The following is a 15,201-nucleotide window of genomic DNA, read 5'->3' on the forward strand; positions in this document are numbered from 1 at the left end:
AGGGAGGACGAGATGACCACCGATCCCAGGTACACCCCGATCGCGGTCACCGCGGCGGGCAAGTTGGTCGCCGACGGCGGGGACACCGCCGGCGGCGAGGCGGTGGGCGCGGACGACGCGGCGGCCGATGCCGCCCGGGCGGGCGCGGACATCGACCTCAGCGAGGCGCGGCGCGACACCGACCCGACTCCGGTGGGTGCCGCGGACGCCGAGGCCGATCGGCGACGCGCGGCCGAGCAGAGCTGAGCGGGTGCGCCCGACACGACGCCCCGGGGAGCGCTTCCCGGGGCGTCGACCGTTGCTCGGACTTCGATGCATCGAAATATTGCGTCATTGTTTCGACCCGACGTAGGCTCTCGTGGGAGCGCTCCCGGCCACCGTCCTATGTGGCCGGACCCGCCGTACCACCATCGAGCCGCACCCGCCCACCGAGCCACACCCGCACACCGAGCCGTACCCCCAGCAGGGTCGCACCCACCACGACCAGATTGCGACGGTCCCCCATGAAGCATCCCCCGTCCCGTCCACGACGTCTCCTGGTCGCGGCCGGCACCGTCGGCGCGCTGACCCTCGGCGCGCTCGCGGCGTTGCCCGCCGCCAACGCGATGGCCGCGACCGGCTGCTCCGTGACCTACACGACGAACAGTTGGTCCAACGGCTTCACCGCCAACGTCACCGTCACCAACCTGGGCGACGCGATCGGGAACTGGACCCTGGGGTTCAGCTTCCCGGACAGCGGGCAGCGGGTCACCCAGGGTTGGTCGGCGATCTGGAGCCAGAGCGGCAACGCCGTCACCGCGCGCAGCGAGAGTTGGAACGGCAACCTGGCCACCGGGGCCAGCACCAGCATCGGGTTCAACGGCAGCTTCACCGGCAACAACCCGTCGCCGACCTCGTTCACCCTCAACGGGGTGCCCTGTACCGGTTCCACCACCACTCCCCCGCCCACCACCCCGCCACCGACCAGCCCGCCGCCGACCACGCCCCCGCCGACCGGGCAGACCCCGGTGCAGATCAACGGTCAGCTGCGGGTCTGCGGGGTCAACCTGTGCAACCAGTACGGGCGGCCGATCCAGCTGCGCGGCATGAGCACCCACGGCATCCAGTGGTTCGGCAACTGCTACAACAACGCCTCGCTCGACGCGCTGGCCACCGACTGGCGCGCCGACCTGTTCCGGATCGCTATGTACGTGCAGGAGCAGGGTTACGAGACCGACCCCGCCGGGTTCACCAACCGGGTGAACAACCTGGTCGAGGAGGCCACCCGGCGCGGCATGTACGCGATGATCGACTTCCACCTGCTCACTCCGGGTGACCCGATGTTCAACCTGGAGCGGGCCAAGACCTTCTTCGCCGCGGTCTCCGCCCGGCACGCGTCGAAGAACAACGTGATCTACGAAATCGCCAACGAGCCCAACGGGGTGAGTTGGTCGACCATCAAGAACTACGCCGACCAGGTCATCCCGGTGATCCGGGCCAACGACCCGGACGCGGTGGTCATCGTGGGCACCCGGGGCTGGTCCTCGCTGGGTGTCTCCGAGGGCGCCAACCACACCGAGATCGTCAACAACCCGGTCAACGCCAGCAACGTCATGTACGCGTTCCACTTCTACGCCGCCTCGCACCGGGACAACTACCGCGCCGAGGTGGAGCGGGCGGCGGCCCGACTGCCGCTGTTCGTCACCGAGTTCGGCACCGTGGACTACACCGGTGACGGCGGTGTCGACCTGGCCAGCAGCACCCAGTGGCTGGACCTGCTGGACCGGCTGAAGATCGGTTACGCCAACTGGACCTTCTCCGACAAGGCCGAGGGCAGCGCCGCGCTGCGACCCGGCACCTGCAACGGCAGCAACTACACCGGCACCTCGGTGCTGACGCCGTCCGGTGTCTTCATGCGGGAGCGCATCCGTACCCCGGACAACTTCCCGACCAGCTGATCAGTGTCACGCCACGGCGGCCCCGGGGATCTTCCCCGGGGCCGCCGACGTGCGCGAGCACCGATTCGTCAGGACAGGTCCACGACGCGGTCGGCCCACCGGGCCAGCAGCGCGGCATCGTGGCTGATCACCAGCACGCCGGCGGAGTGCCGGCGCTGGTACTCCCCGATCACCGCCGCCACGTGGGCCTGGGTGGAGGCGTCCAGCATGGCGGTCGCCTCGTCGCAGAGCAGGTACGCTGGCCGGTGCACCAGCGACCGGGCCAGGCAGGCCCGTTGCAGTTGGCCGTCGCTTACCGCGTGCGGGCGGCGGGTCAACAGGTCGGTGGTGAGCCCGACGGTGTCGGCGAGTTCGGCCGTACGCTCGCGGGCCTGCTCCGGCGGGGTGCCGGTGGCGCGCAACGGCTCGGCGATGATGTCCGCCAGCGTGAGCCGAGGGTCGGTGGCGGCACGCGGACTCTGGAACAGGATCGCCACCCGGGTACGCATCGCGACCGGCACCTGATGCCGGGTGCCGGTCACCGCGGTGCCGTCGAGGCTGACGTGACCGGAGTCCGGCCGGTGCAGCAGCGCCAGCAGCCGGGCCAGGGTGGACTTGCCGCTGCCGGAGGGACCGCTGAGCCCCACCGTCTCACCGGCGGCGATGTGCAGGTCGACGCGATCGAGCACCCGCTGCGATCCGTAGCTCGCGCTGACCTGGCTGGCGGCCAGGGCGCGGCCGGTCACGCCGGCACCTCGGCGCAGAGTTCGGCGCGCTCCAGCGGGTGGTGGCAGGCGACCTGACCGGAGCGGGTGCCGGTGAACGCGGGCTGCACCCGGCAGGTCGGGGTGGCCCGGTCGCAGCGGGCGGCGAACGCGCAGCCGGCCGGCAGGTCGGTCAGCATCGGCGGGTGCCCCGGCACAGGCCGGAACGCCCGCTGCGGCAGCGCGTCGAGCAGCGCCGCGCTGTACGGGTGCCCGGGTGCCTCGAACAGCGCCTCGGTGGGGGCGTGCTCGACGATGCGGCTGGCGTACATGACCGCCACGGTGTCGGCCACCCGCTGCGCCGCGGCCAGGTCGTGGGTGATCAGCAGGACGGCGGCGCCGGCGTCACATCGTCGGCGCAGCAGGTCCAGTGTGTGGTCGACAAGTGGGCGGTCCAGGCCGGTGGTCGGCTCGTCGGCCAGCAGCAGCGGCGGGTCGGGCGCGAGCGCCAGGGCCGTGGCCAGCCGCTGGGCCATGCCGCCGGACAACTCGTGCGGGTAGCGGTCGAGGTCGGCCGGGTCCAGGCCGACGTCGACGGCGAGGCGGTCGGCGGCGGCAGGGGCGTCGGCGCGGGTGTGTCCGTGCGCCCGCAGCGTCTCCTCCAGCAGCCGACGACCGGTACGCACCGGCGTCAGCGAGGTCGCCGGGCTCTGCGGCACCAGCCCGACGACCCGTCCGCGTACCTGCCGGGCCAGTTGCCGTGGTGGGCAGTCGAGCAGGTCGACCGGCGCTGACTGCGCTGCCCCGTCGCCGCCGCGCAACCGGGCGCTGTCGGTGCGCGATCCGGCGCTGTCGGTGCGCAGCAGGGCGCGGCCGGTGACCGTGGCGTTGCGGGGCAGCAGGCCGAGCAGGGCGTGGGCGAGGACCGACTTGCCGCAGCCGGACTCGCCGACGACGGCGACCAGTTCACCGGGTCGGATGTCCAGGTGCAGGTCGGTGACGGCGTGGACGACGGCGTCCGGCAGCCGGAAGCGGACCGTGAGTCCGGCGACGGCCAGCAGCGGGTCGGTGGTGGTCACAGTTGCAACTCCGCGCGTACCCGGGGGTCGAGGTGGTCCCGCCAGTGGGCGGTGAGGGTGGCCAACGCGAGCGTGACCACGATCAGCACCAGGCCCGGGGTGAGACTGGCCCACCAGGCGCCGGCGAGCAGGGAACCCCGACCGTCGTTGATCATGTTGCCGAGGGAGGCCAGGTGCGGGGGCAGGCCGAGACCGAGGAAGGACAGGGCGGTCTCGTGCCACACCGCGTGCGGGATCATCAGGGTGGTGGCCAGCGCGAGCCGGGGCAGCACGTGCGGCAGCAGGTGCCGGGTGAGCACCCGCATCCGTCCGGCCCCACCGGAGACGGCCGCGTCGATGAACGGCCGGTGCCGCAGGCTCAGCAGCTCGGACCGGACGATCCGGGCGGTGGACAGCCAGTGGGTGAGCCCGACGGAGAGCACCACCGCGCCCAGGCTGGGTCGCAGCATCGCCACGATGAAGATGCCCAGCAGCAGGTGCGGCATCGCCGCGATGGTGTCCACCAGCCGCATCAGGATCCGGTCGACCCAGCCGCCGAGGGTGCCGGCGAGCGCACCGACGGCACCGCCGATGACGGCGGCGACCACGGCGGCGAAAACGCCGACCAGCAGCGAGACGCGCAGCCCGTAGATGCTGCGCAGCAGCACGTCGCGGCCGAGATCGTCGGTGCCGGCCGGGTGCGCCGGCGACGGCGCCAGCCGGGTCTGCGACAGGTCGATCGCGCTCTGGTCCAGCGGCCAGAGCACCGGGGCGAGCAGGCAGGCGAGCACGGCGACGGCGAGCACCGTGCCGGCGACGGTCGCGCCGAGACGGCCCGGCCGAAGTCGAGGCAGTCGGCGTACCCGGGTGAGGACGGCGGTGGTCATTCGAGCCGTACCCGTGGGTCGGCGGCGGCGTACGCGAGGTCGGTGGCGAGGTTCGCGGCCAGCACCACGACCGTGGTCGCCAGGGTGATCGCCGCCAGCAGCGGGAAGTCGCTGCCCAGCGCGGCCTGCACGGTCACCGCACCCAGGCCGGGCAGCGAGAACACGGTCTCCACCAGCACCGCTCCGCCGACGAGTTCGGGCAGGTGGGTGCCGATCAGGGTGAGGAAGGGCAGCAGTCCGGTGCGCAGGGCGTGACCGAACAGGACGGTACGCCCCGGCAGGCCACGGGCGCGGGCGGCAAGCACGTGGTCGTCGCGCAGGCTGTCGGCGACCGAGTCACGGATGAACAGCACGAACCATGGCAACTGGGACACTGCCAGCACCCCGACCGGCAGGATCAGGTGCCGGGCGACGTCGGCCACGTCGGTGCTGGTGGCGGTGATGTCGGTCAGGCCGCCGGCCGGCAGCCAGCCGAGGCTGAGCGCGAACAGCGCGATCGCGGCCAGGCCGAGCCAGAACGACGGCACCGACTGGATCGCGTACGCGGTCGTGCGCAGCGCCCGGTCGAACCAGCCACCCCGGCGGTACGCGGCCAGGGTGCCCAGCAGCAGGCTGGCCACCAGCACCACGACCAGGGCGGCACCGACAAGCAGCAGGGTCCAGCCGGCGCGGGCGGCCAGCACGTCGACCACCGGTTCGTGTCGGCTGGTCGACCAGCCCAGGTCACCCTGGAGCAGGTTGCCCAGCCAGCGCAGGTACTGCACCGGCAGCGGGTCGTCGATGCCCCAGTTGGCCCGGATCTGGGCGAGGTTCTCCTCGCTCGTGGTGAAGGCCGCCGCACCGGCGTACTGCTGGGCCGGGTCGATCGGTGAGGCCGCACCGAGGGCGAACATGCCCGCGCTGGTGGCGAAGAGCACCGGTACGGCCACCAGCAGCCGGTTGCGGATCATGCGGCCGGCGCCGGTGCGCCGCCGAGGCCGGGCTCGGGTCGGTGCTGTCACGATCGCCGGGTCCAGGTGTGGATGTTCCACCAGATGCTGTTGGCGACGTCGTGCTCGTGCGGCTCGACCCGGGGCACCACACCGTTCACCGAGTCCCGCACCACGTAGGTGTGCTCCAGGTAGGTGAGGAACACCCACGGCACGTCGGTGGCCAGCTGCCGCTGGAAGGTGGCGTAGGCGGCCTTGCGTCGCGCGGGGTCGGCCTCGGCCCGCCCGTCGCGCAACGCCCGGTCGGTCACCTCCGAGGCGTACGAGCCGGGGTTGAAGAAGCCCTGCCCGGCGAAGTCGGAGTGGAACAGCTTGTAGGAGACGAAGTCCGGGTCGTACGGGGTGCCGTAACCCATGATCAGGGCGTCGGAGCCCATTCGGGGAGTGATGGCGTCCCAGGTGAGACCCTCGGGCGTGACCGCGATGCCGATCTTCTTCGCGTCCGCGGTGACGGCCAGGGCGAGCTCCTTGCGCAGGCTGTCGGCGGCCGGGTACATCAGGCTGAAGGCGGCCCGGGTGCCGTTCTTGACCCGGATGCCGTCCTGGCCGGGCCGCCAGCCGGCGGCGTCCAGCAGCGCGGTGGCGGCGGCCGGGTCGGCGGTCGGTGCGCCGGCCACGGACGGCTCGGCGAACTCCGACGACGGCGGCACCGGACCGTACGCCGGCTCGCCGGCCCCGCCGAGGACGCCGTTGACCATCGCGGCGCGGTCGACGGCGACGTTTAGCGCGCGGCGCACCGCCACGTCGCCGGTGACCGGGTTGCCCATCGGCAGCATGACGCCCCGGTAGTCGGCGGTGGGCGTCTTGTGCACCCGGTAGCCGGGCTGAGTGTCGAAGCCGCTGGCCAGCTTGGGTGGCAGTTCGACGGCGTCGAACTCGCCCGCGCGGGTGCGCTGGGCGCGGACGTTGTCGTCGGGTACGAAGGCGACCACGACGCCGCTGTTGGTGGGTCGGCCACCCCAGTAGCGGTCGTTGGCGGCCAGCACCAGCCGGTCACCCGGGGTCCACGAGGTGACCCGGTACGGCCCGGTGCCGATCGGTTGCCGGTTGAAGGCGGCCTTGTTGACGTCCTGCCCGTCGAATGCGGCGGCCGGCACGATGCCGAGGGTCAGCCGTTGCAGGAACGGCGCGTAGGCGTACCGGAGGGTGAATACCACTGTGGTGTCGTCCGGCGCGGTGACCGAGGCGAGCATGTCCAGGTCGCTGCGCAGCGTCGAGTCGACCTTCTCGTCGAGCACCGCCTGGTAGGTGAAGACGACGTCCCGCGCGGTCAGCGGGGCGCCGTCGTGGAAGAGCACCCCGTCGCGGAGCCGGGCGGTGACGGTCCTGCCGTCCGCGGAGACCGTGGGCAGCTCCCGGGCCAGGGCCGGGACGAGGTGGTTACGCTCGTCCCGGCCGACCAGACCGTCGAAGATCAGCGCTGCGCCGTCGACCCCGTAGTTGAGTACGGGGTTGAGGGTGTCCGGCTCTCCGGCGGTCGCCACGATCAGCGGGGCGTCGGCCGCAGTGCCCGACGGGGTGGTCGGTGACGAGCAGGCGACCATGGCGAGTAGCAGTGCGGCGCTGGCGGCCAGCCGGACACCGGTCGTTCGGGGCATGACTGTTACCGCTCCTCGCGGGTGGCGACGATGGGTGCGGCGTCCGATCCGAGGTGGCCGGCCGGAAAGCCGCCCAACGGGTGCGATCTTGGATCGCCACAGCGCCATACTTGCGCAGTTGCAAACTTATGGCAAGAAGCCGCGCTGTGGCCAATGCCACGTTCGCTTCACCCCGCGCCGATCAGGGTCAGACCCGGCCGTTTCGCATCATCCAAGCCCCGGCAAACCGCAGCTCACGCCCGGGTTAACCGCACCCCACCACCCGATGAAAGCCCAGCCCACGCGCCCTGGTGCCAGCTCACGCAGTCGTGGGGCCCAGCTCACGCGTCGGTGTGACTCCCGATCACTCGTCGCCGCCGTCGTCTCCGCCATCGTCCCCGCCGTCGTCGCCGAAGGCGTCGAAGACCTCCTCGGCGACCATGCCTCCGGCGAAGCCGAGCGCCGCACCGCCGACCACACCGGCGGCCACCGCGCCCATTCCGGGTCCACTCCGCCCGTGATGGTCGTGGTCGTGGCCGTAGGCGGGCTGATGCGGCGGATATCCGTACCCCGGCTGGCCGTAGCCGGGGGTGCCGTAGCCAGGCTGGGTGGCGCGGTACTGCTCCAGGGCCTCGCGGAGCCAGCCGTCCACCACCGCGGCCCAGTCGAGTCGCTCGGCGTCGGCGTGGGCTACCCGGTAACGGCCGTAGGAGTCGTGGCCGCCGGTGAAGAGACCGCCTCGCCGGTCGAACTCCAGGACGATGTCCATGCCCTGCTCGTCGGCCAGGAAGGTCACCTCGACCTCGGTGACGCCGTGGGCGTACTGCGGTGCGGCGAAGTACTCGATCTCCTGGTAGAACGGCAGCGTCTGGTGCACCCCGGCGATCTGGCCCCGCTCCAGGTCGGCGCCCTTGAACTGGAAGCCGAGCCGACCGAAGGCCTCGAGGATGCGTTCCTGCACGGGCAGTGGGTGCACGTGCACCGGGTCGAGGTCGCCCTTGTCGACCGCGCCGCGGATGACCACCTCCGTGCGCAGCCCCATGGTCATGCCGGGCAGGCGCTGGCCGTACACGTCGGTCACCGGGGTCTGGATCGGCATCTGGACCTGGAACGGCAGGGACAACTGCTGCCCCTGCGCCAGGCGCAGCCCACCCGCGACCGGCGTACGGTGGAACTCGACGGTGGCGTCGTGGTCCCCCTCCTCGCCGTCGATCTCGATCCGGGTCACCAGCCCCACGACGATCTGGTCGATGTCCACGTCGTGGCTGCCACCGGTCAGGTTCACCTGCCCGCCGAGCATCAGCCCGGGGCGGGTGCTCGGATTGGACAGGACCGTGTCGACGCTGGGTGCGCCGATCCCGAAGGCACCCAGCATCTTCTTGAACACCACGAGCATCTCCCTCGACAGCGGCAGGCGCGGCGCGGACGCGAGACTCTTACGCAGATCCGTTGTGCCGCAACGGGATCAGCGCCATCCACGATGGATCCCGTCGGGTCGGCAAGCTAACATCGCCAACTGAGAGATAGCTGAGAGGTGCCAGGCTGTCACAATCAGTGAGAGTTTCGCGCCGCCGGTCGCGGCGGACGCCAGCCGGTCGCCGGGCCCAGCAACGAGTCGGCCGGTCCGGTGGAGCCGGCCGGATAGTCCCGTAGCGGCACCGCGCCCGCCTTCCAGGCGGCCAGCACCGGCTCGACGATGCGCCAGCACTCCTCGGCCACGTCACCGCGCACCGACAGGGTCGGGTCCCCGTCGAACGCGCCGCGCAGCACCTCGCCGTACGCCGGCAGGTCACCGGGGCCGAACTCCGCCATCAGGTCCACCTGGTCCAGGTCGAACGGGTTGCCCGGACCGTTGATGTTGAGGTCCAGGCCGAGCCGGTCCGGTCCGAACCCGATCCGCAGCCGGTCCGGACGCTCGTACCCGGTCAACCCGTCGGGCACCCGGTCCGGCTGCTTGAAGGTGATGACCGCTTCCTTGCGTACGCCGGCCATGGCCTTTCCCGACCGCAACCGGAAGGGCACCCCTGCCCAGCGCCAGGTGTCCACGGTCAACACCAGCTCGGCAAGCGTCTCCGTGCCCCGGGCCGGGTCGACGCCCGGCTCGTCGACGTAGCTCGGCAGCCGCCGACCGGCGATCTCGCCCGCGGTGTACCGGCCTCGGCGGCTGGACGCCACCGGGTCGTCACCCCACAGCCGGGTGGCCCGCAACACCTGGGCCAGGCGGCCCCGCAACTCCCGGGCCTCCAGGCTGGGCGGCGGTTCCATGGTGAGCAGGGCGAGCACCTGGAGCAGGTGGCTCTGCACCATGTCCACAAGCGCGCCCGCGCCGTCGTAGTAGCCGGCCCGACCCTCCAGTCCGAGGGTCTCGTCGAAGACGATGTCCACGCAGGCCACGTGCGTGGAGTTGAGCACCGGCTCGAAGATCCGGTTGGCGAACCGCAGGCCGAGCAGGTTCAGCACCGTCGATTTGCCGAGGAAGTGGTCGATGCGGTGCACCTGCTCCTCGGGCACCAGGGTGGCCAGCAGGTTGTTCAGCGACCGGGCCGAGATCCGGTCGACACCGAACGGCTTCTCCAGCATCAGCCGGGTGCCGGGCGGTACGCCGATGCGGGCCAGTGCGGCGGCCGAGCGGGCGGCCACCATCGGCGGCAACGCGAAGAAGATCACCAACGGGCCACTGCAGTCGCCCAGCAACCGCCGCAGATCCTCCTCGCGGGTCACGTCGGCCGGCACGTACCAGCTCTGGCGGATCAGTTCGGTCTCCCGGGGGCCGTCCGCGCCGACGGTGGCGAAGGACTCGGTGACCCGGCGACGCCACCGCTCGTCGTCCCAGTCGTCCATACCGCTGCCGATCAGCCGGAGCCCGGGCAGCGCACCGCTGGCCACCAGCCGACCCAGGCCGGGCAGGAGCAGCCGACCGGTCAGGTCACCGCTGGCGCCGAGCACCAGCAGGGTCTGCGGTATGCGGGTGGTGGCGGGCATCGCGGGAGCGGCTGGGGAGGCGATCGGGGCCGACGTCGTCATGTCCTTACGATGCCCTGTCCCCGACCCAGGTCGTACCGCGGCCTCTGACCTCGACATCTGCGGACCCGCCCGGTCGTCGCTCACCTGCGGATCGTGACCACTCGCGGACGTCGGGCTGGCACGGCGATCTTTGTGTGGCAGGCTGGTCTCAGCCGTCGGCCGGACCCCGGCGGTGTGCCGACACAGCGAGGAGACGATCGATCCGATGGCTGCGGACGTCACCACCACCGACGAGTGGCAGGCCCTGCGCAAGCACGCCGACGAGATCCGCGCGACGCACCTGCGGGACCTGTTCGCCGCCGACCCCGAGCGGGGCGAACGGTTGACCGTCGAGGTGGCCGACCTCTATGTCGACTACAGCAAGAACCTGGTCACCGACGAGACCCTCCGGCTGCTGACCGCGCTGGCCGAGCGGGTCGGGCTCGCCGACCGGATCGCCGCGATGTTCGCCGGTGAGCACATCAACGGCACCGAGGACCGGGCGGTGCTGCACACCGCGCTGCGCCTGCCCGCCGACGCCGCGCTGACCGTCGACGGTCAGGACGTGGTCGGCGACGTGCACGCCGTACGGCAGCGGATGGCGCAGTTCGCCGATCAGGTACGCGGCGGGCAGTGGCGCGGGCACACCGGCGAACGGATCCGCACCGTGGTCAACATCGGCATCGGCGGCTCCGACCTGGGGCCGGTGATGGCGTACGAGGCCCTGAAGGCGTACCGCGACGCCGGCATCTCCTGCCGCTTCGTGTCGAACATCGACCCGACCGACATCGCCGAGGCCACCGCCGACCTGGACCCGGCGACCACCCTGTTCGTGGTGGTGTCGAAGACCTTCTCCACCCAGGAGACCCTGGCCAACGCCCACCAGGCCCGACGCTGGCTGCTGGCCGGGCTCGGCGGCGACGAGCAGGCGGTGGCCAAGCACTTCGTCGCGGTCAGCACCAACGCCCAGCGGGTCCCCGACTTCGGCATCGACCCGGCGAACATGTTCGGCTTCTGGGACTGGGTGGGTGGCCGGTACTCACTGCCCTCGGCGGTCGGCCTGTCGGTGATGCTCTCCATCGGGCCGGCCCGCTTCGACGAGATGCTCGCCGGCTACCACGCCGTCGACGAGCACTTCCGCACCGCACCGCTGGCCGGCAACGCGCCGGTGCTGCTCGGGCTGCTCAACGTCTGGTACACCAACTTCCTCGGCGCGCAGACCCACGCGGTGCTGCCCTACTCGCAGTACCTGCACCGGTTCCCCGCGTACCTGCAACAGTTGACCATGGAGAGCAACGGCAAGTCCGTACGCGTCGACGGCCAGCAGGTGTCGTACGACACCGGGGAGATCTTCTGGGGCGAGCCCGGCACCAACGGCCAACACGCCTTCTACCAGCTCATCCACCAGGGCACCCGGCTGATTCCCGCGGACTTCATCGCGTTCAGCGAACCCCACCACGACATCGGCGACATGCACGACCTGTTCATGTCGAACTTCTTCGCCCAGACCGCCGCGCTGGCCTTCGGCCGTACCGCCGAGCAGGTCGCCGCCGAAGGCACCCCGCCCGAGCTGGTGCCGCACCGGGTGATGCCCGGCAACCACCCCACCACCTCGATCGTGGCCGCCCGCCTCACCCCCGCCACCCTCGGCCAACTGGTGGCCCTCTACGAACACATCGTCCTCACCGAGGGCGCGATCTGGGACATCAACCCCTTCGACCAGTGGGGCGTAGAACTGGGCAAGGTCATGGCCAACCAGCTAGCCCCGCTGCTCACCGGCGCAGAGCCCGACCTGGACGGCCTCGACTCCTCCACCGCCAGCCTCATCCACCGCTACCGCACCCAACGCCACCGCCGCTAACCACTTCTCCGTGTTTCGCCGGATCGCGGGGTTGATCAAGAGGTTTCGGTCACGCCACGCCGACGCACACACACCTTGGTCAACTTCATCCCTGCACCGGGACTCCTCCTAGGCAGCGTTGATCAAGACGTGTTGGTCAGGGCGCGCCGGCACCCGGGACCGAAGTCTCTTGATCAACTGCCAGGACGGATTGGTGGGCCAGACGGGCGGGGTGGGTAGTCGCGTTACGTCGGCACCGGCACCAGCGGCTACCGCGACTACCGCCGTCGGTGCAGCTGGCTGGGCTCCGAACGGTCAGGGCGCACGCTGAGTGCGGCATGCGTGCGTACCAAATGCGTACCTCCGGATCCGCACCTCCGGCGCTCGGCTTCGGTGCTCTTGTGAAGGTCACGCTCGATCCAGGATCGAGTGGTTACCTTGTCGCTCGGATGCCACTCGATCCCTGATCGAGCGTGATCTTGCAGAGGAAGGGTGCGCACTCGGGTCGGTTTCGAGGACTTGCGACCGCGGCCAGGCCGAGTCGTGGTCTCCTCGTTGTTCTACTTGGCCTCTTACCGTGTCGCCGCTGACCTGGGACGGGCCCGAACAGGCGGGCACCGGGACCGACTGGCGGCGGGATCTGTCACGTAACTGTCATCCAACCGTGCGGTCGACTCCAAGGTCCTTGCGCAAGGTGGTCACCGATCGGGACGGCGCGTCGGGTTGCCGACCTCGACGACGAAGGAGACCGCTGTGGTGATGCCGTGGCCCTGGCCGATGCCCGACGATCATTCGTTCCGGGCACTGTGGGACGCGCCGCAGGACCATGACGAGGACGTCCGCCTCGCCGCACTTGTCGCCCAGCGGCTCAGCGCCGACTGGAGCACCCGTCGGCAGCAGATCACGGTGATGGTGCAGAACCGCGTCGTGATTCTCACCGGTCTGGTCGCCGGCGCAGAGACCCGGCGGGCCGCCGGCGAGTTGGCCTGGGATGTCGAGGGCGTTGCGGATGTCTGCAACGCCCTCCGGCTCGCCGGGCATCGACGCGGCCGTCGCTGAACTTCGACCCGCTCGCGCCGCCCGGCACCGGCGAGCGCGAGCGGGTCGGACAACACCACCCACGCACCCACGCACCCACGCACCCACGCACCCACGCACCCACGCACCCACGCGATCTTGCACTTCTCGTCGCGACAAATCCGACGGCAAGCCACAAAAAGGCGACCGAAGGTGCAAGATCGCCGCAGCGGGGGCTCGCCCGTGCGGGGCAAGGCGTGGGGCGGCAGGACGGGCGGACGCGCCTCAGGGGGCAGGGCTCGCCGGGGGTCAGGAGGCGGCGCTGGTGGGGGCGGTGCTCTGGTCGGCGGCCAGGTACGCGAGGGCCGCGGTGCGGTTGTCCGCCACGGCGAGTACGTCGTGCAGGCCGGTGACCTGCAGGACCTGGCGGATCAGCGGCGACGTCACGGCGACGCAGAGCCGTGCGCCGCGTTCGACGGCGTCGTGGTGGGCGCGGACGAGCAGGCCGAGGGCGGTGGAGTCGATCAGGTCGGTGCGTACCAGGTCGACCAGCACGTGACCGCCCATGTCGGCCGCGTGTCGTAGCGCCATCCGCAGGGTGTCGCCGGTGTCGAGGTCCACGTCACCGGCGGTGGTCACCACTGTGACGCCGCCGAGGTGCTCGATACCGAGGATGCCGCCGGGCGGGGTGCCGGGCGTCGGGCCGAAACGGATGCAGTGGGCGCACCGGTGGGGACCGTCGGCCAGCGGGGATCCGCCCCAGCCGTGCTCGGACAGCAGGGTCCAGACGACCTCGCCGTCGGCGAGCGGACGCGTACCGGTGACGCTGTCCCCGCAGTTGTCACAGGTCAGGGTGGCCAGTTGGGCAGCCAGGACGACAGCCATACCGGGCTCCTTCCCACGTCGTGATGATCGGCCACCCACCCTGCACGGGCCAGGTGGCGGGCACCGCGCAGACACATGACGGTTGGGTGACGAATCCGCTTCCGGCGGGCGTCGGGTCGGATGGCTGACCGCCGGCTGCCGCAGCACCGTTGATCTGCGACTATGACAGTGAGGCACGGAAATATCACTGCGTGCGACAGGAGGTCGAAGGATGCGGACCGGACTGCCCACCGATGAACCAGTCGGCACGCTGGAGGTCGTACACCGATTCCGGGGGCCGATGCCGACCGGGGTGACCGTCTCGCACCGCGGGCGGATCTTCGTCAATTTTCCCCGCTGGGGCGACGAGGTGCCGGCGACCGTGGTGGAGCTGCGCCACAACCGTGAGGTGCCCTATCCCGACCTGCGGTGGAACTCCCCCGCCGGCAACGACGACGCGTCGGCGTTCGTGTCGGTGCAGAGCGTGGTGGTCGACCCGGTCGACCGGCTCTGGGTGCTCGACACCGGCAGCCCGATGTTCCAGCCCACCGTTCCCGGCGGACCGAAACTGGTACGCATCGACCTCGGCACCAACACGGTCGCCCAGGTGATCACTTTCCCGCCCGACGTGGCGCTGCCCACGTCGTACCTCAACGACGTGCGCTTCGACCTGCGGCGGGGCACGGCGGGGATCGCGTACATCACCGATTCGGCGGACGGGGCACCGAACGCGATAATCGTGGTGGACCTGGCCAGCGGGACCTCGTGGCGGCGGCTGAACGACCATCCGTCCACCAAGGCGGAGTCGCTTGTGAACTTCCGCCCGGTGGTGGAGGGTCGGCCGTTCCTGGTCCGGCCGCCGGAGGGTCCGCCGCAGCCGGTGGGCGTGGGCGCGGATGGCATAGCGATCTCCGCCGACGGTGCCCGGCTCTACTACTGCGCGCTCGCCTCGCGCCGCTGGTTCAGCGTGGCCACCGACGCACTGGTCGACCGGAGCGCCGACGAGGACGAGGTGGCCGCGACCGTACGCGACGAGGGCGACAAGGGTGGCGGCGCCGACGGCCTTGAATCCGACGACGCAGGGCGGCTCTACCTCACCAACTACGAGCACAACGCGATTCTGCGGCGACGCCCCGACGGCGAGTACGAGACGGTCGTCCACGATCCGCGCCTGCTGTGGCCCGACACGTTGAGCGTGGCCAAGGACCGGCACCTGTACGTCATCGCCAACCAGGTGCACCGGCAGCCCCCCTTCAACCGTGGCCGGGACCTGCGGCGCAAGCCGTACGCCCTGTTCCGGACCCGCATCGACGCCGGCCCGGTCCTGTTGCGACCCTGACCTGGCC

At 71.1% G+C, this 15,201-nt stretch carries 14 protein-coding genes; 5 read left to right on the forward strand and 9 right to left on the reverse strand.

The annotated features are described in order from the left end of the window. The first annotated feature begins 12 nt into the window (after positions 1 to 12). Positions 13 to 246, forward strand: a complete 234-nt coding sequence (locus VAB18032_RS19255; RefSeq protein WP_013734565.1) for a hypothetical protein — start codon at positions 13 to 15, stop codon at positions 244 to 246. 136 nt (positions 247 to 382) lie between these two features. Here the strand turns inward: VAB18032_RS19255 and VAB18032_RS33220 are convergent, their stop codons facing one another. Further along, the gene (locus VAB18032_RS33220; protein WP_013734566.1) at positions 383 to 505 is read right to left on the reverse strand and encodes a hypothetical protein; all 123 of its coding nucleotides are present in this window, start codon (positions 503 to 505) and stop codon (positions 383 to 385) included. Here VAB18032_RS33220 and VAB18032_RS19260 point away from each other — a divergent pair. Then, on the forward strand, positions 504 to 1,937 hold the full coding sequence (locus tag VAB18032_RS19260) for a cellulase family glycosylhydrolase (RefSeq protein WP_013734567.1): 1,434 nt from the start codon (positions 504 to 506) through the stop codon (positions 1,935 to 1,937). The two genes, VAB18032_RS33220 and VAB18032_RS19260, sit on opposite strands and share 2 nt — an antisense overlap. A 68-nt stretch (positions 1,938 to 2,005) precedes the next feature. Here the strand turns inward: VAB18032_RS19260 and VAB18032_RS19265 are convergent, their stop codons facing one another. The 7 genes from VAB18032_RS19265 to VAB18032_RS19295 all read right to left on the reverse strand — a co-directional run bounded on the left by VAB18032_RS19265 (position 2,006) and on the right by VAB18032_RS19295 (position 10,155). After that, on the reverse strand, positions 2,006 to 2,662 hold the full coding sequence (locus VAB18032_RS19265) for an ABC transporter ATP-binding protein (protein WP_013734568.1): 657 nt from the start codon (positions 2,660 to 2,662) through the stop codon (positions 2,006 to 2,008). Beyond that, positions 2,659 to 3,699, reverse strand: a complete 1,041-nt coding sequence (locus VAB18032_RS19270; RefSeq protein WP_013734569.1) for an ABC transporter ATP-binding protein — start codon at positions 3,697 to 3,699, stop codon at positions 2,659 to 2,661. Before VAB18032_RS19270 ends, VAB18032_RS19265 begins: the two co-directional genes overlap by 4 nt. Then, the gene (locus VAB18032_RS19275) at positions 3,696 to 4,565 is read right to left on the reverse strand and encodes an ABC transporter permease (RefSeq protein WP_013734570.1); all 870 of its coding nucleotides are present in this window, start codon (positions 4,563 to 4,565) and stop codon (positions 3,696 to 3,698) included. Before VAB18032_RS19275 ends, VAB18032_RS19270 begins: the two co-directional genes overlap by 4 nt. Then, positions 4,562 to 5,596, reverse strand: a complete 1,035-nt coding sequence (locus tag VAB18032_RS19280) for an ABC transporter permease (protein WP_013734571.1) — start codon at positions 5,594 to 5,596, stop codon at positions 4,562 to 4,564. Before VAB18032_RS19280 ends, VAB18032_RS19275 begins: the two co-directional genes overlap by 4 nt. After that, a complete protein-coding gene (locus tag VAB18032_RS19285; protein ID WP_013734572.1) occupies positions 5,563 to 7,152 on the reverse strand; it encodes an ABC transporter substrate-binding protein in 1,590 nt (529 codons plus the stop codon). Before VAB18032_RS19285 ends, VAB18032_RS19280 begins: the two co-directional genes overlap by 34 nt. A gap of 343 nt (positions 7,153 to 7,495) precedes the next feature. Beyond that, positions 7,496 to 8,521: a sporulation protein gene (locus VAB18032_RS19290; RefSeq protein ID WP_043724986.1), complete on the reverse strand. Its 1,026-nt coding sequence runs from the start codon at positions 8,519 to 8,521 to the stop codon at positions 7,496 to 7,498. Positions 8,522 to 8,682: 161 nt separating this feature from the next. Further along, entirely contained in the window at positions 8,683 to 10,155 is a 1,473-nt protein-coding gene (locus VAB18032_RS19295; RefSeq protein WP_013734574.1) for a glucose-6-phosphate dehydrogenase, read from the reverse strand. 205 nt (positions 10,156 to 10,360) lie between these two features. Here VAB18032_RS19295 and pgi point away from each other — a divergent pair, with 205 nt between their 5' ends. Both pgi and VAB18032_RS19305 read left to right on the forward strand, forming a co-directional pair. Next, on the forward strand, positions 10,361 to 11,995 hold the full coding sequence (pgi, locus tag VAB18032_RS19300) for a glucose-6-phosphate isomerase (RefSeq protein ID WP_013734575.1): 1,635 nt from the start codon (positions 10,361 to 10,363) through the stop codon (positions 11,993 to 11,995). A gap of 738 nt (positions 11,996 to 12,733) precedes the next feature. Beyond that, the gene (locus VAB18032_RS19305) at positions 12,734 to 13,033 is read left to right on the forward strand and encodes a BON domain-containing protein (protein ID WP_043724991.1); all 300 of its coding nucleotides are present in this window, start codon (positions 12,734 to 12,736) and stop codon (positions 13,031 to 13,033) included. A 267-nt stretch (positions 13,034 to 13,300) separates the two neighbouring features. On the opposite strand, the gene VAB18032_RS19310 is transcribed toward VAB18032_RS19305, so the two are convergent. After that, positions 13,301 to 13,876 carry an STAS domain-containing protein gene (locus VAB18032_RS19310; RefSeq protein ID WP_013734577.1) on the reverse strand — a complete coding sequence of 192 codons (576 nt, stop codon included), beginning with the start codon at positions 13,874 to 13,876 and terminating at the stop codon, positions 13,301 to 13,303. 211 nt (positions 13,877 to 14,087) lie between these two features. On the opposite strand from VAB18032_RS19310, the gene VAB18032_RS19315 reads away from it, so the two are divergent. Continuing rightward, positions 14,088 to 15,194 carry an L-dopachrome tautomerase-related protein gene (locus VAB18032_RS19315; protein WP_013734578.1) on the forward strand — a complete coding sequence of 369 codons (1,107 nt, stop codon included), beginning with the start codon at positions 14,088 to 14,090 and terminating at the stop codon, positions 15,192 to 15,194. The last annotated feature ends 7 nt before the right edge of the window (positions 15,195 to 15,201 follow it).

This window comes from Micromonospora maris AB-18-032 (assembly GCF_000204155.1).
GTDB classification, from domain to species: Bacteria; Actinomycetota; Actinomycetes; order Mycobacteriales; family Micromonosporaceae; genus Micromonospora; species Micromonospora gifhornensis.

Coding starts and splice junctions, on each gene's coding strand:
- VAB18032_RS19255 (WP_013734565.1), top strand. CDS start 13: ATGACCACCGATCCCAGGTACACCCCGATCGCGGTCACCGCGGCGGGC.
- VAB18032_RS19260 (WP_013734567.1), top strand. CDS start 504: ATGAAGCATCCCCCGTCCCGTCCACGACGTCTCCTGGTCGCGGCCGGC.
- VAB18032_RS33220 (WP_013734566.1), bottom strand. CDS start 505: ATGGGGGACCGTCGCAATCTGGTCGTGGTGGGTGCGACCCTGCTGGGG.
- VAB18032_RS19275 (WP_013734570.1), bottom strand. CDS start 4,565: ATGACCACCGCCGTCCTCACCCGGGTACGCCGACTGCCTCGACTTCGG.
- VAB18032_RS19285 (WP_013734572.1), bottom strand. CDS start 7,152: ATGCCCCGAACGACCGGTGTCCGGCTGGCCGCCAGCGCCGCACTGCTA.
- VAB18032_RS19295 (WP_013734574.1), bottom strand. CDS start 10,155: ATGACGACGTCGGCCCCGATCGCCTCCCCAGCCGCTCCCGCGATGCCC.
- pgi (WP_013734575.1), top strand. CDS start 10,361: ATGGCTGCGGACGTCACCACCACCGACGAGTGGCAGGCCCTGCGCAAG.
- VAB18032_RS19305 (WP_043724991.1), top strand. CDS start 12,734: ATGCCGTGGCCCTGGCCGATGCCCGACGATCATTCGTTCCGGGCACTG.
- VAB18032_RS19310 (WP_013734577.1), bottom strand. CDS start 13,876: ATGGCTGTCGTCCTGGCTGCCCAACTGGCCACCCTGACCTGTGACAAC.
- VAB18032_RS19315 (WP_013734578.1), top strand. CDS start 14,088: ATGCGGACCGGACTGCCCACCGATGAACCAGTCGGCACGCTGGAGGTC.